Here is a 26,842-nt window from a genome sequence, read left to right on the forward strand (position 1 = left end):
AACGCTTGATAGATCAGATGTTATAACATATCAATCCCCAAAGCTGCAGCGGAGGCAAAATGACCACCATCGGATTTGAAACCCACGATCACCACGCCTGTGTCAACGACACCATGGCCAAGGCAGAAAGCCGCTGTGCCGCCCTTGATCTGCGGCTTACACCCGTGCGCCGCCGGGTCTTGGAACTGCTGCTGGCCGAACATCGTGCGCTTGGGGCCTATGATATCTTGGGGCATCTGTCTGTTGAAGGGCTGGGTACCCAGCCCCCTGTCGCCTATCGCGCGCTTGATTTTCTGGTCAAAGCCGGGTTCGCCCACCGGATCGAGGCGCTGAATGCCTATACCGCCTGCGCCCATCTGGGTCAGGATCACACGCCCGCCTTTCTAATCTGTCGCAGTTGTCAGTCGGTTGCCGAAAGCGACACGACACTGACCCAAGGGCGTCTTGGCAAAGCAGCCCGCGCTGCCGGTTTCCACATCGAACACACCGTCGTCGAGGCCCAAGGCCTCTGCCCTGCGTGCCAGCCGCAGGATGCCGCATGAGCCTTATTTCAACGCATAACCTGACCCTTGTTCTGGACGGTCAAACCGTTCTGAAGAACGTGAATATCGCCATCAACCGCGGTGAAATTGTGACCATCGTCGGCCCGAACGGGTCGGGCAAATCCAGCCTGCTGCGCGCCCTGATCGGCGCGTTGAAGCCCGCCAGCGGTACAGTGACCCGCGCCGAAGGCCTGCGCATCGGATATGTGCCGCAAAAGCTGCAAATTGATGCCACCTTGCCGCTGACCGTTCATGGATTTCTGAACCTGCCAAATCGCCAGCCCCGCGCTGTTGTTGAGGATGCTTTGAAAAAGGCTGGTGTCGGCGATCTGGCGAAACGTCAGATGGTCGATCTTTCCGGTGGGCAATTTCAACGGGTTCTGCTGGCCCGCGCCTTGCTGAATACCCCCGACATTCTGATTTTGGACGAGGCGACCCAAGGGCTGGACCAACCCGGCGCTGCCGCATTTTACCGTCAGATCGAAGACGTCCGTCGTGATATGGGCTGTGCTGTGCTGATGGTCAGCCACGATTTGCACGTGGTCATGGCCGCGTCGGACCGTGTGGTGTGCCTGAACGGGCATGTCTGCTGCGAAGGCACCCCCGAGATTGTCGCCGACGCCCCCGAATACCGCGCCCTGTTCGGGACCGGAACCCAAGGGGCCTTTGCCCTGTACCGGCACGAACACACCCATTCACATGACCACGATCATGACCACACTCACTGCGACGGGGATCACTAATGCTGGATGATTTTCTACTGCGCGCCGCCCTTGCAGGCGTTGGCGTGGCACTGGCGGCAGCCCCTTTGGGGTGCTTTGTAGTATGGCGGCGCATGGCCTATTTCGGCGATGCAACATCGCACGCGGCGCTGTTGGGGGTTGCGCTGGCGCTGTCACTGGATTTGCCGGTTTTCGCTGGGGTATTGGTTGTCGCCTTGGCCATGGCGGTGATTGTCGCCACGCTGAACGGGCGTAATGTCAGCACAGACGCCTTGCTGGGGGTTCTGGCCCATGGGGCACTGGCCATTGGTCTGGTCGCCGTGTCCCTGTTGCCCAACCAACGGGTCGACCTAAGCGCCTATCTTTTCGGGGAAATTCTGGCGGTGACTAAGGGTGATCTGGCCGTGATCTGGGGCGGTGCTACGGTATCTATCGCGCTGTTGGTCTGGCGTTGGCAGGCGTTGTTGTCTGCGACCCTCAACCCCGATCTGGCCACCGCAAGCGGGCTGAACCCCAAACGCGAACAACTGATCCTGACGCTGGCCCTTGCTGTCACGGTCGCGGTCGCATTGAAGGTCGTGGGCGCGTTGTTGATTGCGGCGATGCTAATCATCCCTGCCGCCACCGCACGCCCGTTTTCACGTAGCCCTGAAACGATGGCGATTACCGCCGCCGTGATTGGCATGATCTCGACCTTGGGCGGGTTGGCCGCGTCATTCGCATTTGACACGCCCACCGGACCCAGCATGGTCAGCGTCGCCGCTGTTCTGTTTGCAGCATCAACAGGGCTGGCAGCGGTCTTTCGGCGCTAGCCCTTTGAAATAACGGCAGTTGCTTCGATCTCGACGCGGGCTTCATCCTCGATCAGACCCGCGACGACGACCATTGCCATCGCTGGAAAATGCCGCCCCATCACCTCGCGGTAGGCGCGGCCGACTTCGGCTTGAGCGGCCAGATATTCAGCCTTATCCGTTACATACCACGTCAGGCGCATGATATCTTCGGGCACACCGCCTGCGGCTTCGACCACGTCGCGGATATTGCGTAACGCCTGCTTCATCTGGCCAATGAAATCATGTGCCTCGAATTTTTGATCTGCCGTCCACCCGATCTGGCCGCCGACAAACAGATGCCCGTCCGCGCTGAGCATCCCGTTGGCATAGCCTTTGGCCGGGGCCCAACCTTCGGGCTGGATCACTTGATGAGACATTTGTTTTCCTTTTCAGACAGGCGCTTAGACGCCAAGATATTGATCGGCAACAGCGGCATCGAGGGCATCCATACGCCCCGACCAGACAGAAGCGCCGCGTTCCAGTATAACGGCACGGTCTGCGACCTGTCGCAATTCGGCCAGTGATTTATCGACAACCAGCAATGCCAGTCCAGAGTCACGCTTGAGCGTGGCGACAGCAGCCCAGATTTCCTGACGCACGACGGGGGCCAGCCCTTCGGTGGCCTCGTCCAGCATCAGCAATGTCGGGTTTGTCATCAAGGCGCGGCCAATTGCCAGCATTTGCTGTTCGCCCCCCGACAGCGACGCCGCAACCTGATCGACGCGTTCGCCCAAACGCGGAAACAAGGCGCATACCCTGTCAAAATCCCACGCGCCGGGGCGCGCGGCGGCAATCAGGTTTTCATAAACGGTAAGCGGGCCAAAACAACGCCGCCCCTCGGGGACCAACCCCAGCCCGGCCTGCGCCGCCTTGTAGCTGGGCAACGGACCCAGATCGCGGCCATTGAAATGCACGGTGCCAGCGGATTGTTTTAGCATCCGGCAGATGACTTTGATCGTTGTGGATTTGCCCATGCCATTGCGGCCCATCAGCGCGCAAACCTCGCCGGCCTCAAGCGTCAGATCGACGCCGAATAACGCTTGGGACGGGCCGTAAGACGCTGTAATGCCTTTGAGTTCCAACATGCTCATACCGCATCCTCCGCACCCAGATAGGCCTCGCGGACGGTGGGGTCGCGTTTGATTTCGTCAGCAGTGCCCGTGGCAATCACCTGCCCGTAGACCAAAACGCTGATCCGATCCGCAAGGGCGAAAACTGCATCCATATCATGTTCGACCAACAAAATCGGGGCCTGCGCCCGCAGCGCGTCCAGGAACCCGGTCAGCCGTTTTGACCCCGATGCACCCAGCCCCGCCATCGGCTCATCCATCAAGAATACCTTGGGTTCGAGCGTCAGGGCCACGGCAACCTCAAGCAGGCGACGTTGGCCGTGGGACAGATCGGCGGTCCGTTTGGCGGCCTGATCGGCCAGCCCGACGCGTTCCAGCGCGGCCATTCCGCGATCGACCAACGCGCGGTCCTTCATCACCGGGCGAAAGAAACGCATCACGCCACCATCATGGCCCAATGCGCCCAAAACGGTGTTTTGCAGCACCGTATATTCCATCGCCAGCGATGAAATCTGGAACGTGCGCCCCAGCCCGGCCCGCGCGCGCGGTACTGTGCCCAAGTGCGTCACATCGCGGCCCGCAAATTCAACCGTCCCGCTGTCAGAGCGCAAACCGCCCGCGATCTGTTTGATCAACGTCGATTTACCCGCCCCGTTCGGGCCGATCAGCGCGTGGATTTCCCCCCGCACCAACGTCAACGACACATCATCCGTCGCCTTCAGCGCGCCAAAGCTTTTGTTCAGGTGTGACAGCTTTAACAATGGATCAGTCATGTGCCACCTCGCGCCCTGCAATCGTGCCAATCAGGCCGCCGCGTGCAAACAACACAACCAGCAGCAAAAGCAGCCCCAGATAAACGTGCCAAAACTCGCTTAGCCCGCCTAATGTGTGTTCGAGCAAGATATACAGCGCCGCCCCGGCCACAGGGCCAAACAGCCGTCCGACCCCGCCCAAGATGACAAACACCATGATCTCTCCGCTGGTATGCCAGCTGAACATGGTGGGACTGACGAAACGGTTAAGATCGGCAAACAGCGCCCCGGCCAACCCGGTAACGGCACCTGAAATCACAAAGGCCACCAGACGGAGGCGAAACGGGGTCAGGCCCACGGTTTCAACCCGTTCGGCGTTTTGCCGTGCCGCCGACAGCGCCAGACCAAAACGTGCCTTGGCCAGACGGCCCGCGCCAAACAGAACGATGGCCAGAATGCCAAAGGCGATGGCAAAGAACTGGATCGGATCAAGGGTATTCAACCCCGGAAAATCATTGCGAACATAGATAGATAGCCCATCCTCGCCCCCATAAGCCGGCCAAGAGATCGCGAAGTAATAGAGCATCTGACCAAAGGCGAGCGTGATCATGATAAAGTAAACGCCCGTCGTGCGCAGGCTAAGCGCGCCAATCGCAAGCGCGGCAAGCGCCGACGCGACAATCGCCACGCCCCAGATCACCAGCATCGATTTGGTGCCTTCGATCAGAAACGGGGTTTCCATCAGCGGCGTATAGCTTTGGGCGTGGCTGGCAAGAATGCCCATGGCATAGCCCCCCAACCCGAAAAACGCCGCGTGCCCAAAGCTGACCAACCCGCCCAGACCCAGTGCGATGTTCAGGCCAACGCCCGCCAATGCAAGGATTGCCGCCTTGGTCGCCAAGGTGATAATAAACGGCTCGTCCAGGGCAAATGCGACCAGCGCCGTGGTGGGCAGGATCGCGAATAATACAATGTTCAAAAGGGTTTCGCGGGTCATGTTACTTCCCTCCAAACAGGCCGGAGGGTTTGAACAGCAACACCCCAACCATCAAGATATAGATCGCCATTGACGCGACCGCCGACCCGACAGATGTGGCCGATGATGCGGGCATAAAGGTCGCGAAAAGCGGCGGCAGCAGCACGCCGCCCAACGTGTCGGTCAGCCCCACAAGGATCGACCCGACCAGCGCCCCCTTGATCGATCCGATGCCGCCAATCACGATCACCACAAAAGCAAGGATCAAAACCGGTTCACCCATCCCGACCTGCACCGACTGGATTGCACCCACCAGCGCGCCAGCAAGCCCGGCAAGGGCCGCGCCAAGGGCAAAAACCATCGTATAAAGCTTTGAGATATCAATGCCCAAGGCGGCGATCATCTCGCGGTCAGCCTCGCCTGCGCGGATCTGGATGCCGATGCGCGTTTTCGCGATCAGCCAGAAAACTCCGGCGGCGACTAACAGGCCGACGCCGATAATCACCAAACGATACAGCGGATATAGAATGCCCCCCGGCAGCATGATCGGCCCGGCCAGCGCTGCGGGTACGTCCAAGAACAGCGGAAACGACCCAAACAGCCAGCGCGTCCCTTCGGAGAAAATCAAAATTAATGCAAAGGTGGCAAGCACTTGGTCCAGATGATCGCGGTCATACAGACGCCGGATCACCAGCAATTCAACCAATGCCCCCGCCGTAGCGGATGCGGCCAGCGCAGCCACCAACGCCAAGGCAAAAGACCCGGTCCATCCCGCGACAGCAGCGGCAGCAAACGCACCAACCATATACAGCGATCCGTGGGCCAGATTGATCAGGCCCATAACGCCGAAAATCAGGGTCAAGCCGGCAGCCATCAGGAATAGCATCACACCGAACTGAAGCCCGTTCAGGACCTGTTCGATCAATAATATCGTCGACATAAGGGGGCGTTCCTTAGGTAACTCTTGCAGGGGGCGATCTGCCAGAACACGCTGCGCCAGTGAACACCGGCGCAGCGGATTAGATTACATTTTGCAGTCAGCACCATAGACGTCTTGGTGGTCGCTGGACGCCACGCCGATGATCTTGTTTGTCACGACATCACCCTCTTTGATGACCTCGCGCATGTAGATATCCTGGATCGGGTGGTGGTTTGGCGCGAATGCGAAATCACCCCGTACCGATGCAAAATCGGCTTCTTCCAATGCGGCTTGGAACGCGGCCGCGTCCTTGACATCTGCCTTGCCCATTGCGCTTTGCAACAATAGTGCGGTGTCATATCCCTGCGCCGCATAAAGCGATGGCAGGCGGCCATACTCGGCTTGGAAGTCTGCAACGAATTTCTTGTTCGCCGCGTTGTCGATGTCTTTGGACCAGTGCGATGTGTTCTTGACGCCCAGTGCCGCATCGCCAATCGCGCCCAAGATACCTTGGTCAAAGCTGAACGCCGGACCCATCACATTTTTCTCAACGCCTGAACCGGCAAATTGTTTCATAAATGAAATTCCCATGCCGCCGGGCAGGAAGAAATAGACCGTATCGGCGTCTGATGCGCGGATTTGTGCAATTTCGGCGGCATAGTCTGTCTGGCCCAATTTGGTGTAAACCTCGCCCACGACCTCGCCCTTAAAGGTGCGTTTGAACCCATTCATACCATCTGTGCCCGCCGGATAGTTCGGGGCCATCAGGAAAACCTTCTCGATGCCATTATCGCTGGCCCACATACCGCCTGCCTCATAGAAGGCGTCGTTTTGCCAAGCGACGTTAAAGTACAGCGGGCTGCACCCTTTGCCGGCCAACGCGGACGGGCCCGCGTTCGGGGAAAGATAGAATTTTCCCTGTGCCGTCGCGGCGGGCACCACGGCCATGGCAAGGTTGGACCAGATGATCCCGGTCAAAACGTCGACCTTTTCGGACTGGATCAGCTTGTCGGTCAATTGCACCGCGATATCCGGTTTACGCTGGTCATCTTCGATCACCAGTTCCAGATTATCGTTGCCCTTGGCCGCAAGCACAAAGCCGTCGCGCACGTCAATGCCAAGGCCCGCACCACCACCAGACAGTGTTGTGATCATGCCAACCTTGACCTTGCTGCCATCGGCATAGGCCATGCCCGCGCCAAGCGCCGCGATCGAGGCCGCAGCAATTAGTGTTCTTAGTTTCATTGTAGTCTCCCTTGATGTGTGAGCCTCTTTTTGGGCTCGTTTGATAATTCTACAGTGACGCATGTGGCGCAGCGGTCAAGCAGCGCCTTAAGTGACCCGTGATTTCACCTTGTACGCGTCGGTATCCCAAAGATTATTGTTCATTACGTCAGCAATAACCCTGACCGCTGCGGACACATCAGCGCTGTCGATATAGAGCGGCGTAAAGCCAAAGCGCATGATGTCGGGCGCACGGAAATCACCGATCACGCCGCGGTCAATCACCGCCTGCATAGCCGCATAGCCATGTTCAAACCGCCACGACACCTGCGATCCGCGTATCGTGGCATCGCGTGGGCTGGCCAGCGTCAGCGCGGGCACGTCGCGTTCGATTTCCGCGATGAATTGTTCCTGAAGCGCGATAGACGCGGCGCGCAGATCGTTCATATCAACGTCGGCCCACAGCTCCATCGCGACCTCAAGTGCGGTCAGTTGGATCACGGGGGGCGTGCCCACCCGCATCCGTTCGATCCCGTTTCCCGGGGCATAATTCAGATCAAATTCAAACGGTTGACGGTGCCCAAGCCACCCTGCCAGCGCGGGTTCAACGGCGTCCGCAAGATCAGGGCGCACATAGATAAAGCCCGGCGCGCCCGGTCCACCGTTAAGATATTTATAGGTACAGCCCACGGCAAATTCCGCGTTCGAGGCGGTCATATCCACGGGCAGCGCGCCAGCAGAATGCGCAAGATCCCACACCATCACGGCCCCTTTGGCCTGGGCCAATTCCGTGACCGTCTTCATGTCATGCATGCGGCCTGTGCGGTAATCGACCTCGGTCAACATCACCACAGCGACGTCTTCGCTGATCGCCTCCATGACCTCTTCGGGGGGAACCGTGCGCAGTTCGTACCCCTGCTCCAACAGCTTCACCAGCCCTTCGGCCATATAAAGGTCAGACGGAAAATTCCCGTTATCGCTTAGGATTACACGGCGATCTTTACGCAGTTTCAGGCCCGATGACAGCGCCTGAAACACCTTGATCGACAGGGTGTCGCCCATCACGACGGACCCGTCCGGCGCGCCAATGATGCGGGCGACCATATTGCCAACGCGGCTGGGCTGCGCCATCCAATCGGCCTTGTTCCAGCCGCGGATCAGCATTTCGCCCCATTCATCAGCCATCATCGCCTGCACCCGCGCAGGCACGGCGCGCGGTAGTGGACCCAGCGAATTGCCATCCAGATAGATCACACCTTCGGGCAGAAAGAACGCCGCTTTATTCAAAATATCAGCCACTTACAGGGCTCCTCTCACGTGCCATAGTTCCGGAAAAAGTTCGACTTCAAGCATTTTGCGCAGATAGGCAACGCCATTTGTGCCCCCCGTACCGCGCTTGAACCCGATGATCCGCTCGACGGTGGTGACGTGGTTAAAGCGCCAGCGGCGAAAGTAATCTTCAAGATCGACCAGCTTTTCCGCCAGCTCGTACAGTGCCCAATATTTCGACGGGTTTTCATAGACTTGCTGCCACAAGTCTTGCACGTCGGGTTGCGCATCCCAATTGGTTTTGCCCGGCTCGCCTGCCAGATTCACATGGCCAAAGCCCTTGCACAGATGGGTGATGGCCACCTGATACAAGCTGGGCTGGGCCAACTCGTCTTGCAGCGCCTTTAGCGCGTCGGGTTTATGTTTGTGCACCTGCATCAGCGCCCCGTTGCGGTTGCCCAGCAGATATTCGACCAGCCGGTATTGGTGCGACTGAAACCCGCTGGAATTGCCCAAGGACGGCCGAAAGGCTGTGTATTCGCTGGGGGTCATCGTGCGCAGCACATCCCACGCATTGTTGAGCTGTTCAAAGATCCGTGCCACCCGCGACAGCATCTTGAACGCCGAGGCCAAATCATCGGTCAGCATCACCTTGCGGGCCGCTTGCAGCTCATGAATGGCCAGCCGCATCCACAGTTCGGACGTCTGATGCTGCACGATGAACAGCATCTCGTCATGGGCGTCACTTAGCGGGTGTTGCGACGACAGGATCGCATCAAGCCCCAGATAATCGCCATAGGACATGTCCTTGGCAAAATCCATTTTCGCCCCTTTTGAGGCTTCGTCAAAACTACTCACTGTTTTTCCCTTAGCGCAAAACGCTGTATCTTGCCGGTCGCAGTCTTTGGCAATGCATCGATAAATTGAACGTCTCGTGGATATTTAAACGGTGCAATGGTCGCTTTAACATGATCCTGCAACAGCTTGATTGTATTTTCATTTATTGGCACATCTTCCCTCAGAACGATATGCGCCTGCACGATCGATCCGCGCTGTTCATCAGGCTTTGCGACCACAGCACATTCCAAAACAAAGGGGTGTGCCAGCAGTGCCGCTTCGACCTCGGGGCCTGCGATATTATAGCCTGACGAAATGATCATGTCATCGTTGCGTGCGGCGAAATGCAGGTATCCGTCCTCGTCCATACTAAAGCTGTCGCCGGTGATGTTCCAACCGTCTTTGACGTAAACCGCCTGCCGATCATCCGCCAGATAGCGACACCCGGTGGGCCCTTGCACCGCCAACCGCCCCACATCCCCGCGCGGCAATTCTGTGCCAGCCTCGTCGACCACCTTGACCCGGTAGCCCGTGACAGGCTTGCCCGTGCAGGCGGCCCGATGGTCATCAAAACGGTTCGAAATAAAGATATGCAACATCTCGGTCGCGCCAATCCCGTCCAGCATCGGCTTGCCGGTTTTTTCCTGCCACTCGTGGTAAACAGGCGCGGGCAAGGTCTCCCCCGCGCTGACGGCAGCGCGTAGGCTGGACAGATCGGCACCGCCGTCCATCGCCACCAGCATCGCACGATATGCCGTGGGGGCGGTAAAACACACGGTTGCTTTGTATTTCTCAATTATTTCAATCATGTTCGGCGGTGAGGCCGTTTCCAGCAATGTGGCTGCCGCACCAAATCGCAACGGAAATATCGCCAACCCGCCCAAGCCAAAGGTAAACGCCAAAGGCGGCGATCCGACGAAAACGTCGTCAGGCGTGACGTTCAGAACCTCGCGCGCATAGCCGTCTGCGATAATCAGCAAGTCCCGGTGAAAGTGCATTGTCGCCTTGGGACTGCCCGTCGTCCCCGAGGTAAAGCCGAGCAAGGCCACATCATCAACAGCCGTATCAACCGACTGAAATTGAACAGGTTTTTCCAGCGCAAGCCGGTCAAGCTCAGCATCATGGTTGCTGGTCCCATCGAACCCGACCACAGATTTCAAAAACCGGGAGGTTTTCGCGCAGGCCGTCATTTCGTCCATTAACCGCGTGTCGCATATCGCGTGGCTGATCTCGGCTTTGTCGACGATTGCCGTTAACTCTCCGGCGCGCAGCATCGGCATTGTGTTCACCACCACGGCACCCGCCTTGGTCGCGGCCAACCAACACGCGACCATCGCAGGGTTGTTCGCCGACCGGATCAAAACCCGGTTGCCCGGCTTCACCCCTAGGTTTTCAACCATCGCGCGCGCCAGTTTGTTGGTCCAGTCGGCCATCTCTTTATAGCTGCGCCTGCGCCCGTTTCCGATCAAGGCGGTGTAATCAGCAAATCCCTTTTCAACCATTTTATCAGTAAGTTCGACGGCGACATTCAACCGATCAGGATAGTCAAACCCCTCTAACAACAGCTCCGGCCAGCTTTGCATTGGCGGCAAATTATCCCGTGAAAAGCTATCGACATGTCCTGACGGTTGCATACCTAAATCCTCTACATCGCACCAATGGTTTGACGCGCAATCACAACCCGCTGCACGTCTGATGCGCCTTCATAAATGCGCAACGCTCTGATTTCGCGGTACAGGCTTTCCACCATCATACCGTGGCGCACCCCGTCGCCCCCAAACAGTTGCACCGCCTTATCGATCACCAGTTGCGCGTGATCGGTGGCAAACAGCTTGGCCATCGCGGCCTCGCGGGTGACCCGTGGCGCGCCCTGATCTTTCAGCCACGCCGCGCGGTAAATCAGCAACGCTGACGCATCAACATCCACCGCCATATCCGCGATATGGCCCTGTACCATCTGCAAATCCGCCAGTGGTTTGCCCTGCACCTGACGCGCGGTTACCCGTTGCAGCGCCTCGTCCAACGCCCGGCGGGCAAACCCCAAGGCAGCCGCCGCAACCGTTGACCGGAACACATCCAGCACCGACATCGCAATGGCAAACCCCTGCCCCGGCGCGCCCAACATTGCAGACGCTGGCACCCGACAATCGGTAAAACGCAACGTCGCCAAGGGATGCGGCGCGATCACCTGCAACCGCTCGGCAATCTCGAAGCCCGGCAAACCCGCGGGCAAGATAAATGCCGACAATCCACGCGCTCCGGGGGCCTCGCCAGTTCTCGCAAACAACGTGTATACATCCGCGATGCCACCATTCGATATCCAGGTTTTCTCGCCATTCAGGATATACGCATCACCGTCACGCACGGCTGTCATTGTCGAATTGGCAACGTCAGACCCGGATTGCGGTTCCGTCAAAGCAAAGGCTGAAATCGCGGCACCCGAACGGGTCTTTGGCAACCATTCGGCCTGCTGTTCCGGCGTGCCGAACAGACTGATGGCCCCCGTCCCAAGCCCCTGCATTGCAAAGGCAAAATCAGCCAGCCCGTCATGGCGCGCCAATGTTTCGCGGATCAGACACAAGCTGCGCACATCTAGCGTTTCGCCTGCTTGCGCGCCCGAATACTGCAACCAACCGCCCGCGCCCAACATCGCGACCAGCGATCGGCATGCTGCATCGGTATCGTTATGATCCACGCCAGCCAAAGCGCCTGCTGCCCAAGCGTCCAAATCATCCGCCAAGGCCCGATGCCGATCCTCAAAAAACGGCCAATCCAGAAAACTGCGATCAGACATCGCGCACCACCCCTCTTTTCATTTTGCCAAATAAACTCCCGCCGGAGGCTCCCGTCCTCACATCAAGCACCACCGTTCAGTTCCCCTCGAACACGGGCCGCTGCTTGGCGACAAAAGCGTTATAGGCGCGCTCGAAATCGCCGGTTTGCATGCAGATCGCCTGCGCCTGCGCCTCGGCCTCGATCGCCTGTTCAATCGACATCGACCATTCCTGCGCCAGCATCGTCTTGGTCATCATATGGGCAAAGTTCGGCCCCGACTGGATTTGCTGCGCCAGCGCCAAGGCATCCGCCTCCAGCGCGTCCCCTGACACCAGACGGTTGAAAAAGCCCCAGCGTTCGCCCTCATCCGCAGACATGGACCGCCCGGTATAAAGCAGCTCTGCCGCGCGGGTTTGTCCGATCACACGGGGCAGGATCGCGCAGGCCCCCATGTCACAGCCCGCAAGGCCGACACGGGTGAACAGAAACGCCGTCTTGGCCTCGGGTGTAGCCAGTCTCAGGTCGGACGCCATGGCGATGATCGCCCCGGCACCGACACAAACTCCATCCACCGCCGCGATCACCGGCTTGCCGCAGTTCACGATGGCCTTGACCAGATCGCCGGTCATCCGGGTAAAGCGCAGCATGTCTTTCATGTTCATGCGGGTCAGCGGCCCGATGATGTCATGCACATCCCCGCCCGAGCTGAAATTCCCGCCGTTCGACCCGAAAATCACCACATCCACGTCATCTGCATAGACCAGATCCCGAAACCAGTCGCGCAGCTCTGCATAGCTGTCAAAGGTCAGCGGGTTTTTGCGGTCAGGGCGGTCAAGGCGCACTGTCGCGATGCCGTCTTTGATCTCGCAAAGAAAATGTTTCACGTCGCTACGCATGGCTTGGGTCATTTATTTCTTCCTTATTCTCAGCAGCTTGCGCCACCGCTATCAGTTGCGCGGCCATCAGGCGGGCATCTGCCGCGCTGATGCCGTGCAACATATCGTTGATCCAGCCCTCATGGGCGGTGGCCTGTTGTGCGAATTCGACGTTGCCCGCCGGCGTCAGCCGCAAGATCATGGCACGGCGATCCCCCGGCACTGGCACGCGTTCCACCAGACCTTCCTCGGCCAAGCGATCCGCAATGCCTGTGACATTCCCGTTGGACACCCGCAACACGCCTGAAAGCTGGCTCATTTTCAGACCTTCGGGGTGGCGCGACAAGGCGGCCATCACATCGAAACGCGGCAAGGTGGTTTTGAATTCAAGCCGCAGTTTATCACGCAGGTGCCCGTCAACGTGACGGGTCAGACCCAGCAGGCGCAGCCACAGGCGCAGCCGGTCTTTAGAGGGGGTGCTCAAATCTCGCCGCCCGACACCGACAACGCGTGGCCATTCACCATCGACGCGCCGGGCGAGGCAAGGAATGCCACGGCCGCCACGACTTCGTCTGTGGTGATCATGCGCCGCATCGGGTTGCCGCCCAACACCATCTTTTCCGCCTTTTCGCGGGGGATATCAAAGCGGGTCATGACGTTGGTCACCGCCGCCTGCCCCATATCAGTATCCACGAAACCCGGGCAGACCGCGTTGCAGGTGATGTCGTCACGGGCGACCTCCTTGGCCAGTGCACGCACCAGCCCGATCACCCCGTGCTTTGCCGCCACATAAGCGGAGATATTGGGCCCGCCCTGCAAACCAGCGGTCGAGGCGATGGCAATCAGCCGCCCCCCTGCCTGCATCCCCGCCAATGCGGCGCGGAAGGTCAGGAATGTGCCGGTCAGGTTCACGTCCAGTGTCGATTTCCAGTCGGCAAGCGTCATATCGCGCAGCTTGGCGGATTTGCCGGCACCTGCGTTGGCAATTACGATATCGAACGGCGCGTCGAACAGCGCCTGAACCGATGTCTCGTCGGTCACATCCAAGGTGCGGCAGGTCATGCCACGGCCGCCGTCGGTTTCCTGCAATGCATCCATCCTGCGGCCCACGATGGTGACATCGGCACCGTCGTTCGCAAAATGCCGTGCAATCGCGCGCCCTATCCCCGAACCGCCCCCTGTGACAAGTACTCTAATCATCAAACACGCCCTTCCATTTCTGCGGCGCGGTCGGCATTTCGCCACGCCTGATCTCGTCCCGCCTCATAGGGTTTTGGCCAGACAGCCTGACGGTCGCCGATTGCGGCCCCCTGATGCAAGGTCCAATAGGGATCGGCCAGATGCGCCCGCGCAAGGCAAACCAGATCGGCGCGCCCCGCCATGAGGATCGAATTTACGTGGTCGGCCTCGAATATATTGCCAACTGCCATCGTCTTGATCCCGCCATCGTTTCGTATCCGGTCCGAGAACGGCGTTTGGAACATGCGGCCGTAGACTGGTTTCGCCTGGGTCGAGGTCTGCCCGGCTGAAACGTCGATAATATCCGCCCCTGCCGCGTCAAACATCGCTGCAATTTCAACGGCTTCTTCGGGTGTGACCCCGTCATCGCCCGCCCAATCATTGGCCGAAATACGCACCGCCATCGGTTTGGCCGCGGGCCAAGCAGCACGCATGGCTTTGAACACCTCAAGCGGATAACGCATCCGGTTTTCCAAGGACCCGCCATATTCATCATCGCGCGTATTCGACAGCGGAGAGATAAACGACGAGATAAGATAGCCATGCGCGGCGTGCAGTTCGATCATATCAAACCCTGCGCGGTCGGCCATTTCGGCTGCGGCCACGAACTGCGCGGTCACCGCATCCATATCGGCGCGGGTCATTGCCTTTGGCGTCGCGTTTTCATCCGACCACGGGATCGCCGAGGCTGACAGCAACGGCCAGTTGCCAGACGGCAATGGCGCGTCCATCGTTTCCCATCCAACTTGCGTCGACCCTTTGCGGCCCGCATGGCCGATCTGGCAGCAGATTTTCGCGTCTGTTTCCGCATGGACGAAATCGGTCAACCGCTTCCACGCGGCCTCGTGTTCTGGGGCATACAGCCCCGGACAGCCTGGCGTGATCCGCCCGTCGGCAGATACGCAGGTCATTTCGGTATAGACCAGCCCCGCCCCGCCCTTGGCACGTTCGCCATAATGGATCAGATGCCAGTCGGTCGGCGTGCCATCAACGGCTTTGTATTGCGCCATGGGCGACACGACGATGCGGTTTTCCAGCGTCATATCACGCAGATGGAACGGCGCGAACATCGGCGCACGGGCGGGCAGATTGGTGCCAGCGCCCGCTTGGTCCATGAACCACGCCTCGGCCCCGCCGAGCCATTGCGGATCACGTTCGCGCAGGTTTTCATGGCTGATGCGTTGGCTGCGGGTCAGCATCGAATAGTTCAACTGCACCGGATCAAGATCAAGGTAGCGTTCGACATCCTCGAACCACTCGACCGAATTGCGCGCAGCCGATTGCAGGCGCAAAACCTCTAGCCGGCGCGCATCTTCGTATTTCGCGAACGCGGATTTCAGATCGGCATCATCCGTCACATGCTTGGCCAGCGAAATCGCGGATTCCAGCGCCAGCTTGGTGCCCGACCCGATTGAAAAATGCGCGGTGGCCGAGGCATCACCCAGCAGAACAACGTTCTCATGGCTCCATTTCTCGCAGAGGACACGGGGGAATTTGATCCAGGCAGACCCACGGATATGACCCGCGTTGGTCATCAACTTGTGACCGCCCAGATGGTCCTTGAAAATCTCCTCGCACACCGCGATCGATTCTTGCTGGCTCATCTCACCAAAGCCAAAGGCATCATAGGTTTTTTGCGAACATTCCACGATGAAGGTCGCCGTATCAGGGTCAAATTGATAGGCGTGCACCCACACCCAGCCCTTGTCGGTTTTTTCAAAGATAAAGGTAAAGGCATCGTCGAATTTCTGGTGCGTGCCCATCCAGACAAACGGGCAGCGGCGCACATCAATGTCGGGCTTGAAAGTATCCTGAAACTCGAGCCTCGTTTTCGAATTCAACCCGTCGCAGGCCACCACCAGATCATAGTCGTCCATATAGGCCGACGCCGATTTCACCTCGGTTTCGAACTGTAAATTGACGCCAAGGGCACGTGCGCGGTCCTGCAAAATCAGCAACAGCTTTTTACGCCCGATCCCGCAAAACCCATGCCCCGAAGACGTGATCACCTGCCCCTTGTGGTGCAGCGCGATATCATCCCAATAGGCGAAATGGCTGCGGATCTCAGCCGCGCTGACGGGATCATTTTGTTCAAGATTATCAAGAGTTTCGTCGGACAGAACCACGCCCCAACCAAAGGTATCGTCAGGCTTGTTACGTTCAAGAACGGTCACATCGGCGTCGGGCTGGCGCAGTTTCAGAGAGATGGCAAAATATAGCCCCGCAGGCCCACCACCCAAACATATTGCCCGCATAACGCCATTCCCCATTCTGCCGATAACCATGACGGTAGAGTGAGTCGTTTATTATTTCAAGTATAGATATTTTAATCTTAAAGTATCAGCATGACGCGGGGGTTTGTTGCATGGCAACGCTACGCACGTCTGAGAGTTTTAGGCAGTCGGAATTGAAACCGGGCGGACGTTAATCAGCACAAACCCTGCCTTCGTGTCCGGCGCAATTGAAGGTCGATTTGAACCCAGATCGACACCCCTGCTTGACGACGAGGTTCAAACATATGACCGGATTACGAAAATTGCCAATTCACCATAGTGAAGGCCGGAACAGTGACTGGCGCAATCACGGATCGCTCAGCGCTCTGACGGGAAAGCCCAGCAGCCCTTAGAGAATACACAATCCGCCCGACGCTACCACAGCTACCATATCGACATTCAAGGTCCTTTTCCGATGTTGAGCAGACCTTGGGTGCGACGCAGCGCCATAAGGCGCATTCTCACCCGTTGACTCCGTCCACTTTATAGGTAGACCAGTCTACCTATTCATAGCGAGTTCAGAATGCCCCCACAGACCAAACGACAAGTTGAAAGCGCACGGGATCGGTTGCTAAAGGCAGCAGCGGTATTGTTCTACAACGATGGCATTGCCGCCACCGGGATCGACGCGATCACCGCGCGCGCGGGCGTCGCAAAGCAAAGCCTTTACAATAACTTCGCCTCTAAATCCGATCTGGTGGCCGCATATATCGACCAGCGTCATGATGAATGGCTGGGACTTTATGCAGCCCGCGAGGCGACGGTTCACCTCCCCAAAGACAAAATTCTCGCTGTTTTTGACGCCTATGACGACCACGCCACATTTGCCTATGAACGCGGCTTTCGCGGTTGCGGGCTGCTGAATGCGGCAGCCGAGCTGGACGCAGACGACCCGGGGCGCAAAGCGGTGCGTCGCCACAAAGAGCAAGTCGAGGCGATATTGCAAAGACAGCTCACACTGCTTCTGCCCAATCGCACGGACCGCGTGGAAACGCTGGCGGCACATCTGGCATTTCTGCTTGAGGGGGCAATGACCCGCGCGGGGCTTGAGGGCGATGCAAGCCGTCTGCGCAGCGCCCGTGACATGGCCCAAGATATGTTGGTGCATCTATGACCCCTCCGTCGTCCAGCCCCCAGACCGACCAAGCCATCGGTGCCATCTTCTGCCTCTTCGCGGCCATCGCCTGGGGCACAACCGGGACAGCCGCCACATTCGCCCCTGGGGTCAGCCCGCTGGCGATCGGTGCCGCCGCCATGGGGATAGGCGGCGCGCTTCAGGCAGTAATCGCGCACAAAGGCATCTTGGCCAATCGGGCAGCGCTAAAGCGCGAGTGGCCGGCGTTGCTGGTGGGGGCCGTCTCTGTGGCGATCTACCCGCTGGCTTTCTATGCCTCCATGCGTCTTGCTGGCGTGACCGTAGGCACCGTTATCTCAATCGGGTCTGCGCCGCTGATCTCGGCGCTGATCGAATACTGGCTTGATGGTCGTCGCCTGACTGCCCGTTGGGCAATCGGTGCCGCGATCGGGTTAAGCGGCATCGCACTGTTAAGCCTGTCGGAGGGCGACCATGGCACAACGGCAAGCAATGTGCCGCTCGGCGCGCTACTGGGCCTGCTGGCCGGCGGCACCTACGCGCTTTATTCGTGGACGGCCCAGCGGATGATGCGCAGGGACCTCCCTCCGCGCGTTGCGATGGGCGCGACCTTCGGGCTTGGGGGGCTGTTGCTTATGCCCGTCCTGCTGGTGACTGGCGCGTCTTTTCTGGATAGCGCGGGAAATCTGGCGGTTGGGGCCTACATGGCATTGGTGCCAATGTTTCTGGGCTATCTCGCCTTCGGCGCTGGTCTGGCCCGCGTGCCCGCCAGCATGGCCACAACCATCACCCTGTTCGAACCCGTGGTGGCCGCCGTTCTGGCCGTTTACGTGGTCGGTGAATCATTACCTGTACTTGGATGGCTGGGGGTGGCCCTGATCGTCGCCTGCCTGCTGTGGACGACATTCCCTTGGCCCCGCAGGCGTTCCGTGGCGGTGTAACGCGTTCAAGCAAGACATCTGCGGGGGCCTTATTGGAATTGAAGTGCTCAAAAGGACCTACGACCACGCCCACTATGTGTCGCCAAACGGGACATAACAGGAAATGAAACCCTACACGTTAACGCGTTACTGGAAGATTAGTGGTGCCCCCACACGGACTCGAACCGCGGACCTATTGATTACAAATCAATTGCTCTACCAGCTGAGCTATAGGGGCACTGGGCGTTCGTTTAGAAGATTGCTCGGGGGGGCGCAAGAGGGGAAATGGCAGATATTTTGCAGTTTTACAGATCGGGCAAGAACGGCTATTGCCTTGGTCACACGATAGAAGTTGAGCTGGATATCCATGCAGTTGGTTTTACACGCAGGTGCCCATTACACCGAAGAAGAACGTTTACTGAAAAGCCTGCTGGCTAACACCGAACGCTTGGCCAAAGCTGGCACAGTTGTACCGGGGCCCAGCACCTATCGTGGGCTGTTTCGCGATACGTTGAATGCAATGTATAAATCCTCGGTGGCTGATGGCGCGCGGGAGGTGTTGCTGGATGCAATTTTGGATGATGCCGACGCAAAACGCGTGATTTTGTCCGATCCGAATTTTTTCCGCACCCCTGCCACGGCTGTTGTCGAGGGGATGCTTTATCCTGCGGCACCGGTGCGCATGATGCGTATTGTCCAGTTGTTTCCGGACGATCAGATCGAGCTGTTCTTGGGGATACGTAATCCTGCGACCTTGTTGCCAATTTTGCATGGGGTGTCGGCGGATAATTCCGATCCGCATTTCTGGGGGAACAAGGATCAGGCCGATGTGTGCTGGTCCGAGACATTGGAACTGTTGCACGATTCAGCGCCCGAGATTGCGGTAACCGTTTGGTGTAACGAGGACGCGCCGCTGATCTGGGGAACAATCATGCGCGAGATCGCGGGATTGCCCAAGAACACGAAGTTGAATAACGAGTTTGATCTGCTTGAGACGATCATGTCGGTAGAAGGCATGAAACGCTTTCGATCCTATATGGCAGCCCATCCCGAGATTTCAGGATCTCAGGAACAGAAGGTGATTGCGGCATTCTTGGGTAAGTTTGCCATGGAAGACGCGATCGAGGAAGAAGTGGACATGCCGGGTTGGACGGAAGATCTGGTCGAAGAAATGACCGAAAACTACGATCAGGATGTGCTGCGTATCCAGCAAATCCCCAACGTCCGGATGATCATGCCCTAGCGGCGTTACTTTGCCTGTCATTATTGGGCCTGCTATTATTGCCGCAGTCACTATTGCTCCAGTCACTCACTCAGCCCGACGCGCCTAACATGCCTAGGCCCGTCGCCCTGTGTATGTTCTACCGAGCCTTTTTCGACTGCAGGTCGGCCATCCATCCCTGATGACGGCAACGCCGCTATAGGCAGCTTGGTGAATACTTGTTAGGCTTTGGTCACATTAATAATGACCATTGAAAAAACAGGTAGGCCCATGAAGTTTAACCATTTTCCCATCAGTCGAATTATCTTGTCGTCGGCCCTTGCAGCAACATGCGGGGTGGCACAGGCGTCGGATCATCGCGATTCACCCTATACGCAGCAACATCCTAGGGCCGATATTGGTGATGTTTTCCTGTTTCAAGGAACGCAGACCGGGGGGCTTGCCATGGCGATGACATTGAACCCGTTGTCGGGCTCCGGTGCCCCGGGCACCCTGCCCTCTGACAAAATCACCCTGTCGCCCGAGCTGGTTTATATCTTTAACTTTGACACTGACGACGACGCCAAGGCCGACATCGCCTATAAAATCAAGGCGGGCAAAGCCACGGATGGCCAGCAACAGCCTGTTGAGCTGCGCAAAGCCATCGGTGCCGAGGCACGCGATAACAAGTGGACAGGGATCGTGCATGGCCAAGGTGAGTCGACCGCTCTGAACCACGAGTTGAAGGTCGTGCACGGCAAGATGGACGAGCTGTTGTTCGTGGGGCCGCGCCGCGATCCGTTTTTCTTTGATTTCCTGACTGTTGACGCCCCCGTGGCGCTGGCCATCAAAGAGGCGCTGGCGGGTGGTGACCACCTGCCCGCTGCTGGTTCGTCGGAACTGGCGTTCGGCCGGACCGACATGACATTGGTCGTGCTAGAGGTGCCTGAAATGGGCAAAGACCCTGTCAATTTCTGGGTCACGGTCGCGGACGGTTCTGGGAAAACCGTTGACAGGATGGGCCGCGCGGGCATTCAGGGCATCTATCTGGTCGATGCGCCAAGCGGGTATAATCCGGAATACTACACCCCGCGAAATGCCGCGAAATACCCCACCGTTGGTGATCTGAACGACGCCTACAACGCGTCAGCACCTGATCAGGACCGCCCCAATTATTCAGAGCAATTCACCTATCGTTTTGAACAACTGGAGGTCAGCCAAGACAAACTGTCCGAAAAGGTCGCGTTTTATCTGCCCGATATGATCCATTGGGACCCACAAGCCGAGCCGGGCTATCCCAACGGGCGTAACCTGCGTGAAGATGCGATTTTCTGGACGCTATATGATCTTAACCCCTTCATGCAGCCAGCCGAGGGCGTCGAATTACCCCATATCGGCACCCAACGGATGAGCGACCGTTTTCCCTATGTCGCGCCATCCATCAACCAGGAATTCAAGCCGGGCAGCCAACTGGAACCCGTTCACCCGATCTTTATGGAATAAGCAACCGATAAACTTGCAAGGTGCCTTTGCCCTTTGCCTCGATATCGCCGCGCTGCACGACCCTTTCGCGGGGTTTGACGAGCGCGGCGGTATCCGCCGACAACAGCACGGTATTTTCATCGCAGGCGCTGACCATACGTGCGGCCGTATTCACCGTATCGCCCCAGATATCAAAGCTCAGCGTTTTGGTCCCCACGACGCCGCTTGAAATCGGGCCTGTATGAATGCCAATACGCAGGCCCCAACCGGCGACCTCGTCTTGGGCGGTGCGATCAAGGTTATGTTGAACATACGCCATAATCTCGGCCGCGGCGGCACAGGTGGCGGCAACGTGGTCTTGCTGGCATGACCCGTTCAAATCACCGGCCACCGTCATATAGGCGTCACCGATTGTCTTAACCTTTTCAACGCCATGCCTGGCCACGATGTCGTCGAACGCCCCGTAATAGCGGTCCAGCATCCGCACGAGTGCCGTCGGGTTCATTTCTCCAGTACTATTGGTGAAATCAACAAAATCCGTGAACATCACCGTGGCCGAAGAGATATGGCGCGGGCGCACCTTGCCGGTGGCCTTCAACTCTTCGGCGATGGCCTCGGGCATGATCGACCGCAGCAATTGTTCTGTCCGGTCTTTTTCGGCCTCAAGCGAGCTGTACAGCTGTTCGATCTGGGATTTCTGGTCTTCGATATCCGCAATCACACGGCGCTGAAACGCGTGTGACGCATCCATCAAATCCTCAAGCTCGACGCGACGCAAATCGGATTTCTCAAGCCGCTTTTCCATTCGACGCAGCTGCTTTTCGAGGTCAGAACCTTTCCGGTGTGGTTTCTCCGATGTCATATAAGCTGATCAAACCGCAGGCGCGGCCCCCAACAACACCGCAAGAAACGCGTTTGTGTGTTGCTCTGCTTTGCCTTGATTGCCCGTCGGTCCGATCTCGCCGTAGGTATAGAAACCCGCGGTCGGAAAGGCACCGCCAATGATGGATTCAAAGCTCTCGTATTCCTCTTTGGTGCGCGTCCCCAAAGCGGCCCTGCGTCCCGCGCACGAGAAAAACAGCGCAGCGTCCGGTTTTTGCTTGGGAAACCCGCGAAATGCATTCTCAACAGCGGCCCGTGAGGCGGCGATAATTTCATCGCGCGACGCGGTGGCAAGCTGCACCTCTTTGTCGACTTCGATAGGGTTCACAAAAGTCACCGCGCCGGTGTCCTCGTGGAATGCCTGCGGCGAGGACAGCAGAAAATCGTCGCGCTCGGAACTATAGACGGCCAAGGGGAAATGCACCGACTGGCCTGCGACATAATCCTTGTACAGATTGATCGCCGGATCGCCGTCGATTTCATGGATGGTTGACCCTTGGGCCTTGGTCACCTTGTGCCGGTTACCAAGCGCCACATACCCTGTCGCAACCCCGCATGAATAAACAAGCGGGCCTGACATGATCAGCACGACCACTGAATCTGACGCAACTTCGCCGTTGCACAGCTGCCTTGTTCCTTGAAACCGCATCTGGTCGCCCGACGCGCCGCCCACGACAGGAAAGTCCTCGCCCAAGGCCGCGCGCAGACCGCTCACGACATCGCTGATGTTCGGGCCGATGCCTTCGGGCATGGCGACGCATAGCGCAGGTTTTTTGTCCGTTTTGGAGGTCGCGTCTGCCACAGCATCTGCCGTTGCCTGTTTCGCGTCGGCCGAAGCGCCGTGGCCGATGCCAACGGTGAAATCAATTGTGTCGGCCCCGAACAGCGTAATCACGACACTGTCTTCCAAGAACCCGCCGGGCCCCGCGACTTCGCCATCGGTGGTACAGCCGGCCAACTCAACCCCTGGCATGGCTTTGGCAAAGGCATCGACCAACGCCTGCGCATCCACATCAATCCCGACAAAGGCAAGCGCTGCCTTGGGGGCCACCCCGTCCATTCCTGCCATCGCAATCTCAAGCGCCTCTTCCACCGCCTCGACTGTATCGCTTTCTTCGCTCGCCCCAGTTGCAATCTTCAACATACCCATTCTCTCCCCAGATGAATTGTCATGATTTATATGATCGCTAAATCTTCATATTAACCTTTTGTTAATCTTTGGTTGTGCAAGACAACTTGCCGCACCGTAACCCATAATCGTACATCGGAACGAAAGTATTTCGCTAAATGCATGGAGTTTCGTGGGTTCCCGCCCTCTCCTACATATTACGCCTGACCGCCGCGTTTCAGCGAATTCGGTTTCAGTCCTCAACATATCGTCACTTTCGCATGCGGCAACCGCACGGATTCTGGTCGCGATTGGCGATATCCAGAGCCGCCATTCAGTTGTCGCCAAGCTCTATCCTTAGGATCCGTTCCAAGGACGCAGCCCGTTATCTTTGACAATTTTCTTGGTCTGTTCAAGCGCTGTTTGCTTAAATGCTTCAAGGACCATCGGCAGCCAGTTGCCTTTTTCGGTGGCGGTGACCCAAGGATCCTGGGTGGTGGAGATCAAAAAGTTGATGGCCGCACCTTGTGTTGGCGGCAAGGACAGCCGCGCGCCAAAGGCATCGACGAACTCCTGACCATAGTCCGCTACACCAAAGCTAGAGGAGGTCACGAACATCGGCTGTTTGGGGACCACACCGCCATCATATGTGCCGATGCTTAGGGCCTGAAACATGGCCGTGTTGAAATCATTGGCCAGCGCAATATCCGTGTTCCAGCCATCCGCCGTGCGAAAGTTCAGCGAATAGGTGACGATATTCTGATCCGACCCCATTTCGCGAAACACCTCTTGGGCGTCGGGGTGGGTGGCCAGATATTCCACCAGATCGTCATTCTCGCGCGGCACGATTTCATTGCAGATCAGCGCGAGCTGCTTTGCGATCTCGGCCTGGGATTTACCTTGTTTTTCGGCGGGCAAACGTTGGAACGGCACAATTTTGAAACATTCATCAGGGCCAGCAAGGGCAAGCAGCTGCGCGTAGAAGCGTTTGGAATTAAAGATACATTTGCCCAGCAGCTTGCCATAGCCCGACTGATCGGGGCGGATGATCGCGTGGGACAGATAGACACCCGCCGCCGCCGCACCGGGTTTGGACCCTTCGATGCCGTAAACCCCCACCGTTGGGTCAACACCGCCATGGAAAACCACCGGCGCGGTAAAGGCGATCAGATCGCGCATCGCCCCATTGCGATAGCACAAAGCGCCCGCCGGATAGGGAATAAAGCCCGCCTTGTGAGGATCAACGGTTTGCGTGTCGGCATGGGGCAGTGCCTCGTATTGGCGGGTGACATAGTCGCTCATCACCATTGACGGCGTGTGTTCCTGCACCCCTTGTTGGCCATCGGGGTCGTCGGGAAAACGCGGCTTGCGCAGGATTGAGGCGAAATAACCGCCCCAAGCACCGTCGACGTGGATGGTAAACTCCATCCCCTTTTTGCGGTATTCTTCGCGCAGGGCGACAATATCAGCCAGCGGATCAACCGAACTTTCCTCGGTTGTACCCAACACGGCGACGACCTCGAGGATGGGCCGACGGTTTTGGTAACAATCCTCAATCTTTTTGCGCAGATCGTCGATTTTCATGCGGCCATCAAGATTGACATGGGTGTCTAGCACATGGTTCGCACCCAGCCCCAACAATGCCGCTCCTTTGGGCCAGGAATAATGGCGCGTGCTGGGGGCCATGATCACGGGCAGTTGGGTCACATCTTTGATATAGGTGCGGTGCATGTCGGTCAGACCGATGTTTTGGACGGAGTACTTGTCCAAGATACCCTTGAGCGTATCAGAAGATATCCCGCATTCCGTCTGCAGCCGCGGGGACATGTCGATGACGGTATCCACGCCAAGGTTCATCAGGGTCCAGTTGTCCAGCTCGATCAGTTTGGCACTGCCCCCCTGAACCAGCGGAACGGTGAAATCCTTGGCTGCGGCCATCGACGGCTCAAGCTTGATCGCGTTGGCCAGCGACACAGGCAGATAGGTCAGATTGCGCGCGGCCCACATGCTTTCTGCGTTGGCGACCGACCCATCACAGGTGATATGCGCCCAAGGCACGATGGTCCCGTCGGGAATGGGGTCTGTCTCAGGCACCGTATACCCCAGCATCCGCGCCAGATCCTTGCCCACCTCGATCTCTAGCAATGTGGTGACGGGGGATGCCTCGGCGGCGACGTTGTTTTGATTGTACAGCATCGCGGCGAAATAGCCGACGAAACCGGGCATCGTGCAATCCCAATACATGTGCGACTGGTTGCGATAGCTCGACAGCGGGATCGACCCGTGCAGCGCGTGCAGCATGTGATCCAGCTGCACCTCAAGCGCATCAATGGTGTTTTTGTATTCCTTGGATGCTTTGATTTCGTCGGTCACATAGACCGGGTCACGAAACTGTTCACCGTATTCGCGCCGCGCCCCCGCATTGGCGGAAACCGCTTTGCGGACCATATCGTGCATGACAGCTTCGTTTTCGCCCATCGGACCAAGGAACCAGCCCGCCAACGAAGAGGTGCCTTTTTCGTTCAACAAATCCAGACGATTGTTGTCCTGCGACTGCGCATGAAATGCAGAGGCGACGTTTGCGAAATGTGTTTTGCTATCGGAGCTGGTCATAAAGTGTTGGCCCTTTTAAAAAATGAAACGGCAATGGGCCGCAAAAACTGCGGCACATAAAATTAAACAAATCAAAGAAACAGTAGTCGCACAGCGGGTATTCTGGCAAGTTTTTGGTGCCCGTGATCCAAAATGAACCCGGTGTTCCGTGAAACCTAACTGAAGGGCTGCGCTAAACCGCGCGCCCACTGGCAGAAAGCCCGATCAGCGCGTTTGCAGTCTTTCAATGATGCTTGCCGCCGTCACCGTGCCGATGGTTTTGCCGTCTTCTTCGACTGCGATTTCACCGACCTTGCCATCCAATTGATGGATCAGATCATCAACCGGCGTTTCCGCCGTAACCGACAATGTATCAGCACCGGCAACCGGCCCCATCACATCGCGTGCCGTCAGAACGCCCAGCGGGTTCATATTGGCCACAAATTCGGCAACATAAGGCGATGCGGGATTGGAGAAAATCTCGCGCGGGGTGCCGCATTGCACGATGCGCCCGCCTTCCATGATCGCAATGCGCCCGCCCAATTTGAACGCCTCGTCCAGATCGTGGCTGACAAAGATGATGGTGCGTTTCAACTCGCGTTGCAGGTCCAGCAGCTCGTCTTGCAAGCGGGTGCGGATCAGCGGATCCAGCGCCGAAAACGGCTCATCCATCAGCAAGATCGGGGCCTCGGTCGCAAAGGCGCGGGCAAGCCCCACGCGCTGCTGCATACCGCCCGACAGATCACCAACCTTGCGATCGGCCCAATCGGCAAGCCCCACCAGCGCCAGTTGTTTATCGGCACGCTCAAGACGTTCGGCCTTGGGCACATCTGCCAGTTCCAGTCCCAATGCCACGTTGTCGCGCACAGAACGCCATGGCAGCAGTCCGAATTGCTGAAACACCATCGACACGCATTCACGGCGCACGCGGCGCAGCTCAGCGGCTGAACTGGCACCAACATCACACGACCAACTGCCGTCATTGACCCGTACAGTCCCGCGCGCCATCGGGTTCAACCCGTTGACCGCGCGCAGCAATGTCGATTTGCCCGACCCCGAAAGCCCCATCAACACAAGGATTTCGCCCGATTTCACGTCCAACGAACAGTTGTGAACGCCCAGCACTTGGCCGGTTGCGACCTCGATCTCGGCGCGGTCTTGGCCTGCGTCCATCAGCGGCAATGCCTTTTCAGGGCGGTCCCCAAACACGATGGACACATTGTCGAATTCCACAGCATTTTGAGGGGCGGTTTTCATA

At 57.9% G+C, this 26,842-nt stretch carries 25 protein-coding genes and 1 tRNA gene; 7 read left to right on the forward strand and 19 right to left on the reverse strand.

Going from position 1 to position 26,842, the window contains the following annotated elements; all coding sequences use genetic code 11:
* Positions 1-59 precede the first annotated feature (59 nt).
* From KZZ06_RS13850 to KZZ06_RS13860, 3 genes are read left to right on the forward strand one after another with little or no spacing between them, the layout of a single operon-like run.
* On the forward strand, positions 60-542 hold the full coding sequence (locus KZZ06_RS13850) for a transcriptional repressor (protein WP_219580707.1): 483 nt from the start codon (positions 60-62) through the stop codon (positions 540-542).
* Entirely contained in the window at positions 539-1,285 is a 747-nt protein-coding gene (locus tag KZZ06_RS13855) for a metal ABC transporter ATP-binding protein (protein ID WP_219580708.1), read from the forward strand. The genes KZZ06_RS13850 and KZZ06_RS13855 overlap by 4 nt, the downstream gene beginning before the upstream one ends.
* On the forward strand, positions 1,285-2,076 hold the full coding sequence (locus KZZ06_RS13860; RefSeq protein ID WP_219580709.1) for an iron chelate uptake ABC transporter family permease subunit: 792 nt from the start codon (positions 1,285-1,287) through the stop codon (positions 2,074-2,076). The genes KZZ06_RS13855 and KZZ06_RS13860 overlap by 1 nt, the downstream gene beginning before the upstream one ends.
* Here the strand turns inward: KZZ06_RS13860 and KZZ06_RS13865 are convergent.
* The 14 genes from KZZ06_RS13865 to KZZ06_RS13930 form a co-directional block, all read right to left on the reverse strand.
* On the reverse strand, positions 2,073-2,474 hold the full coding sequence (locus KZZ06_RS13865) for a RidA family protein (RefSeq protein WP_219580710.1): 402 nt from the start codon (positions 2,472-2,474) through the stop codon (positions 2,073-2,075). The genes KZZ06_RS13860 and KZZ06_RS13865 overlap by 4 nt on opposite strands.
* A gap of 24 nt (positions 2,475-2,498) precedes the next feature.
* A complete protein-coding gene (locus KZZ06_RS13870; protein ID WP_219580711.1) occupies positions 2,499-3,188 on the reverse strand; it encodes an ABC transporter ATP-binding protein in 690 nt (229 codons plus the stop codon).
* Positions 3,185-3,940: an ABC transporter ATP-binding protein gene (locus KZZ06_RS13875; RefSeq protein WP_219580712.1), complete on the reverse strand. Its 756-nt coding sequence runs from the start codon at positions 3,938-3,940 to the stop codon at positions 3,185-3,187. Before KZZ06_RS13875 ends, KZZ06_RS13870 begins: the two co-directional genes overlap by 4 nt.
* On the reverse strand, positions 3,933-4,916 hold the full coding sequence (locus tag KZZ06_RS13880; protein WP_219580713.1) for a branched-chain amino acid ABC transporter permease: 984 nt from the start codon (positions 4,914-4,916) through the stop codon (positions 3,933-3,935). Before KZZ06_RS13880 ends, KZZ06_RS13875 begins: the two co-directional genes overlap by 8 nt.
* A 1-nt stretch (position 4,917) precedes the next feature.
* Entirely contained in the window at positions 4,918-5,835 is a 918-nt protein-coding gene (locus KZZ06_RS13885) for a branched-chain amino acid ABC transporter permease (RefSeq protein ID WP_219580714.1), read from the reverse strand.
* 84 nt (positions 5,836-5,919) lie between these two features.
* Entirely contained in the window at positions 5,920-7,059 is a 1,140-nt protein-coding gene (locus KZZ06_RS13890) for an ABC transporter substrate-binding protein (protein ID WP_219580715.1), read from the reverse strand.
* An 87-nt stretch (positions 7,060-7,146) separates the two neighbouring features.
* Entirely contained in the window at positions 7,147-8,337 is a 1,191-nt protein-coding gene (gene kynU / locus KZZ06_RS13895; RefSeq protein ID WP_219580716.1) for a kynureninase, read from the reverse strand.
* Positions 8,338-9,165: a tryptophan 2,3-dioxygenase family protein gene (locus KZZ06_RS13900; protein ID WP_308340019.1), complete on the reverse strand. Its 828-nt coding sequence runs from the start codon at positions 9,163-9,165 to the stop codon at positions 8,338-8,340.
* Positions 9,162-10,778, reverse strand: a complete 1,617-nt coding sequence (locus tag KZZ06_RS13905) for an AMP-binding protein (RefSeq protein ID WP_219580717.1) — start codon at positions 10,776-10,778, stop codon at positions 9,162-9,164. The genes KZZ06_RS13900 and KZZ06_RS13905 overlap by 4 nt, the downstream gene beginning before the upstream one ends.
* An 11-nt stretch (positions 10,779-10,789) precedes the next feature.
* Positions 10,790-11,938: an acyl-CoA dehydrogenase family protein gene (locus KZZ06_RS13910; protein WP_219580718.1), complete on the reverse strand. Its 1,149-nt coding sequence runs from the start codon at positions 11,936-11,938 to the stop codon at positions 10,790-10,792.
* A 76-nt stretch (positions 11,939-12,014) separates the two neighbouring features.
* Entirely contained in the window at positions 12,015-12,815 is an 801-nt protein-coding gene (locus KZZ06_RS13915) for an enoyl-CoA hydratase family protein (protein WP_219580748.1), read from the reverse strand.
* On the reverse strand, positions 12,808-13,278 hold the full coding sequence (locus tag KZZ06_RS13920) for a MarR family winged helix-turn-helix transcriptional regulator (RefSeq protein WP_219580719.1): 471 nt from the start codon (positions 13,276-13,278) through the stop codon (positions 12,808-12,810). The genes KZZ06_RS13915 and KZZ06_RS13920 overlap by 8 nt, the downstream gene beginning before the upstream one ends.
* Entirely contained in the window at positions 13,275-13,994 is a 720-nt protein-coding gene (locus tag KZZ06_RS13925; protein WP_219580720.1) for an SDR family NAD(P)-dependent oxidoreductase, read from the reverse strand. Before KZZ06_RS13925 ends, KZZ06_RS13920 begins: the two co-directional genes overlap by 4 nt.
* Complete coding sequence (locus KZZ06_RS13930; RefSeq protein ID WP_219580721.1) at positions 13,994-16,288, reverse strand: bifunctional salicylyl-CoA 5-hydroxylase/oxidoreductase; 2,295 nt, start codon at positions 16,286-16,288, stop codon at positions 13,994-13,996. Before KZZ06_RS13930 ends, KZZ06_RS13925 begins: the two co-directional genes overlap by 1 nt.
* Positions 16,289-16,829: 541 nt before the next feature.
* On the opposite strand from KZZ06_RS13930, the gene KZZ06_RS13935 reads away from it, so the two are divergent.
* Together KZZ06_RS13935 and KZZ06_RS13940 are read left to right on the forward strand one after the other, a co-directional pair.
* A complete protein-coding gene (locus tag KZZ06_RS13935; RefSeq protein WP_219580722.1) occupies positions 16,830-17,420 on the forward strand; it encodes a TetR/AcrR family transcriptional regulator in 591 nt (196 codons plus the stop codon).
* On the forward strand, positions 17,417-18,340 hold the full coding sequence (locus KZZ06_RS13940) for a DMT family transporter (protein ID WP_219580723.1): 924 nt from the start codon (positions 17,417-17,419) through the stop codon (positions 18,338-18,340). Before KZZ06_RS13935 ends, KZZ06_RS13940 begins: the two co-directional genes overlap by 4 nt.
* Before the next feature lie 141 nt (positions 18,341-18,481).
* Here the strand turns inward: KZZ06_RS13940 and KZZ06_RS13945 are convergent.
* A tRNA-Thr gene (locus tag KZZ06_RS13945) sits at positions 18,482-18,557 on the reverse strand.
* A 129-nt stretch (positions 18,558-18,686) separates the two neighbouring features.
* Here KZZ06_RS13945 and KZZ06_RS13950 point away from each other — a divergent pair.
* Positions 18,687-19,562, forward strand: a complete 876-nt coding sequence (locus KZZ06_RS13950; protein ID WP_219580724.1) for a hypothetical protein — start codon at positions 18,687-18,689, stop codon at positions 19,560-19,562.
* A 249-nt stretch (positions 19,563-19,811) separates the two neighbouring features.
* Positions 19,812-21,023, forward strand: coding sequence for a DUF4331 family protein (locus tag KZZ06_RS13955; RefSeq protein ID WP_219580725.1), 1,212 nt, complete (start codon positions 19,812-19,814; stop codon positions 21,021-21,023).
* Here KZZ06_RS13955 and KZZ06_RS13960 read toward each other — a convergent pair.
* From KZZ06_RS13960 to choV, 4 genes are all read right to left on the reverse strand, one after another.
* Positions 21,013-21,807, reverse strand: coding sequence for an adenylate/guanylate cyclase domain-containing protein (locus KZZ06_RS13960; RefSeq protein ID WP_219580726.1), 795 nt, complete (start codon positions 21,805-21,807; stop codon positions 21,013-21,015). The two genes, KZZ06_RS13955 and KZZ06_RS13960, sit on opposite strands and share 11 nt — an antisense overlap.
* A 66-nt stretch (positions 21,808-21,873) precedes the next feature.
* On the reverse strand, positions 21,874-23,028 hold the full coding sequence (locus tag KZZ06_RS13965) for an FIST signal transduction protein (protein WP_219580727.1): 1,155 nt from the start codon (positions 23,026-23,028) through the stop codon (positions 21,874-21,876).
* Between the two features lie 321 nt (positions 23,029-23,349).
* Positions 23,350-25,605, reverse strand: coding sequence for a pyridoxal-dependent decarboxylase (locus KZZ06_RS13970; protein ID WP_219580728.1), 2,256 nt, complete (start codon positions 25,603-25,605; stop codon positions 23,350-23,352).
* A gap of 204 nt (positions 25,606-25,809) precedes the next feature.
* Positions 25,810-26,841, reverse strand: coding sequence for a choline ABC transporter ATP-binding protein (gene choV / locus KZZ06_RS13975; protein ID WP_257884358.1), 1,032 nt, complete (start codon positions 26,839-26,841; stop codon positions 25,810-25,812).
* Position 26,842 lies beyond the last annotated feature (1 nt).

This window comes from Sulfitobacter sp. CW3 (assembly GCF_019392245.1).
Taxonomy (GTDB): Bacteria; Pseudomonadota; Alphaproteobacteria; order Rhodobacterales; family Rhodobacteraceae; genus Sulfitobacter.

What these genes read in the sequence shown, in the direction of transcription:
- KZZ06_RS13850 (WP_219580707.1), top strand. Translation starts at nt 60, where the DNA reads ATGACCACCATCGGATTTGAAACCCACGATCACCACGCCTGTGTCAAC.
- KZZ06_RS13855 (WP_219580708.1), top strand. Translation starts at nt 539, where the DNA reads ATGAGCCTTATTTCAACGCATAACCTGACCCTTGTTCTGGACGGTCAA.
- KZZ06_RS13860 (WP_219580709.1), top strand. Translation starts at nt 1,285, where the DNA reads ATGCTGGATGATTTTCTACTGCGCGCCGCCCTTGCAGGCGTTGGCGTG.
- KZZ06_RS13865 (WP_219580710.1), bottom strand. Translation starts at nt 2,474, where the DNA reads ATGTCTCATCAAGTGATCCAGCCCGAAGGTTGGGCCCCGGCCAAAGGC.
- KZZ06_RS13870 (WP_219580711.1), bottom strand. Translation starts at nt 3,188, where the DNA reads ATGAGCATGTTGGAACTCAAAGGCATTACAGCGTCTTACGGCCCGTCC.
- KZZ06_RS13875 (WP_219580712.1), bottom strand. Translation starts at nt 3,940, where the DNA reads ATGACTGATCCATTGTTAAAGCTGTCACACCTGAACAAAAGCTTTGGC.
- KZZ06_RS13880 (WP_219580713.1), bottom strand. Translation starts at nt 4,916, where the DNA reads ATGACCCGCGAAACCCTTTTGAACATTGTATTATTCGCGATCCTGCCC.
- KZZ06_RS13885 (WP_219580714.1), bottom strand. Translation starts at nt 5,835, where the DNA reads ATGTCGACGATATTATTGATCGAACAGGTCCTGAACGGGCTTCAGTTC.
- KZZ06_RS13890 (WP_219580715.1), bottom strand. Translation starts at nt 7,059, where the DNA reads ATGAAACTAAGAACACTAATTGCTGCGGCCTCGATCGCGGCGCTTGGC.
- KZZ06_RS13905 (WP_219580717.1), bottom strand. Translation starts at nt 10,778, where the DNA reads ATGCAACCGTCAGGACATGTCGATAGCTTTTCACGGGATAATTTGCCG.
- KZZ06_RS13910 (WP_219580718.1), bottom strand. Translation starts at nt 11,938, where the DNA reads ATGTCTGATCGCAGTTTTCTGGATTGGCCGTTTTTTGAGGATCGGCAT.
- KZZ06_RS13915 (WP_219580748.1), bottom strand. Translation starts at nt 12,815, where the DNA reads ATGCGTAGCGACGTGAAACATTTTCTTTGCGAGATCAAAGACGGCATC.
- KZZ06_RS13925 (WP_219580720.1), bottom strand. Translation starts at nt 13,994, where the DNA reads ATGATTAGAGTACTTGTCACAGGGGGCGGTTCGGGGATAGGGCGCGCG.
- KZZ06_RS13930 (WP_219580721.1), bottom strand. Translation starts at nt 16,288, where the DNA reads ATGCGGGCAATATGTTTGGGTGGTGGGCCTGCGGGGCTATATTTTGCC.
- KZZ06_RS13935 (WP_219580722.1), top strand. Translation starts at nt 16,830, where the DNA reads ATGCCCCCACAGACCAAACGACAAGTTGAAAGCGCACGGGATCGGTTG.
- KZZ06_RS13940 (WP_219580723.1), top strand. Translation starts at nt 17,417, where the DNA reads ATGACCCCTCCGTCGTCCAGCCCCCAGACCGACCAAGCCATCGGTGCC.
- KZZ06_RS13950 (WP_219580724.1), top strand. Translation starts at nt 18,687, where the DNA reads ATGCAGTTGGTTTTACACGCAGGTGCCCATTACACCGAAGAAGAACGT.
- KZZ06_RS13955 (WP_219580725.1), top strand. Translation starts at nt 19,812, where the DNA reads ATGAAGTTTAACCATTTTCCCATCAGTCGAATTATCTTGTCGTCGGCC.
- KZZ06_RS13960 (WP_219580726.1), bottom strand. Translation starts at nt 21,807, where the DNA reads ATGGAAAAGCGGCTTGAGAAATCCGATTTGCGTCGCGTCGAGCTTGAG.
- KZZ06_RS13965 (WP_219580727.1), bottom strand. Translation starts at nt 23,028, where the DNA reads ATGTTGAAGATTGCAACTGGGGCGAGCGAAGAAAGCGATACAGTCGAG.
- KZZ06_RS13970 (WP_219580728.1), bottom strand. Translation starts at nt 25,605, where the DNA reads ATGACCAGCTCCGATAGCAAAACACATTTCGCAAACGTCGCCTCTGCA.
- choV (WP_257884358.1), bottom strand. Translation starts at nt 26,841, where the DNA reads ATGAAAACCGCCCCTCAAAATGCTGTGGAATTCGACAATGTGTCCATC.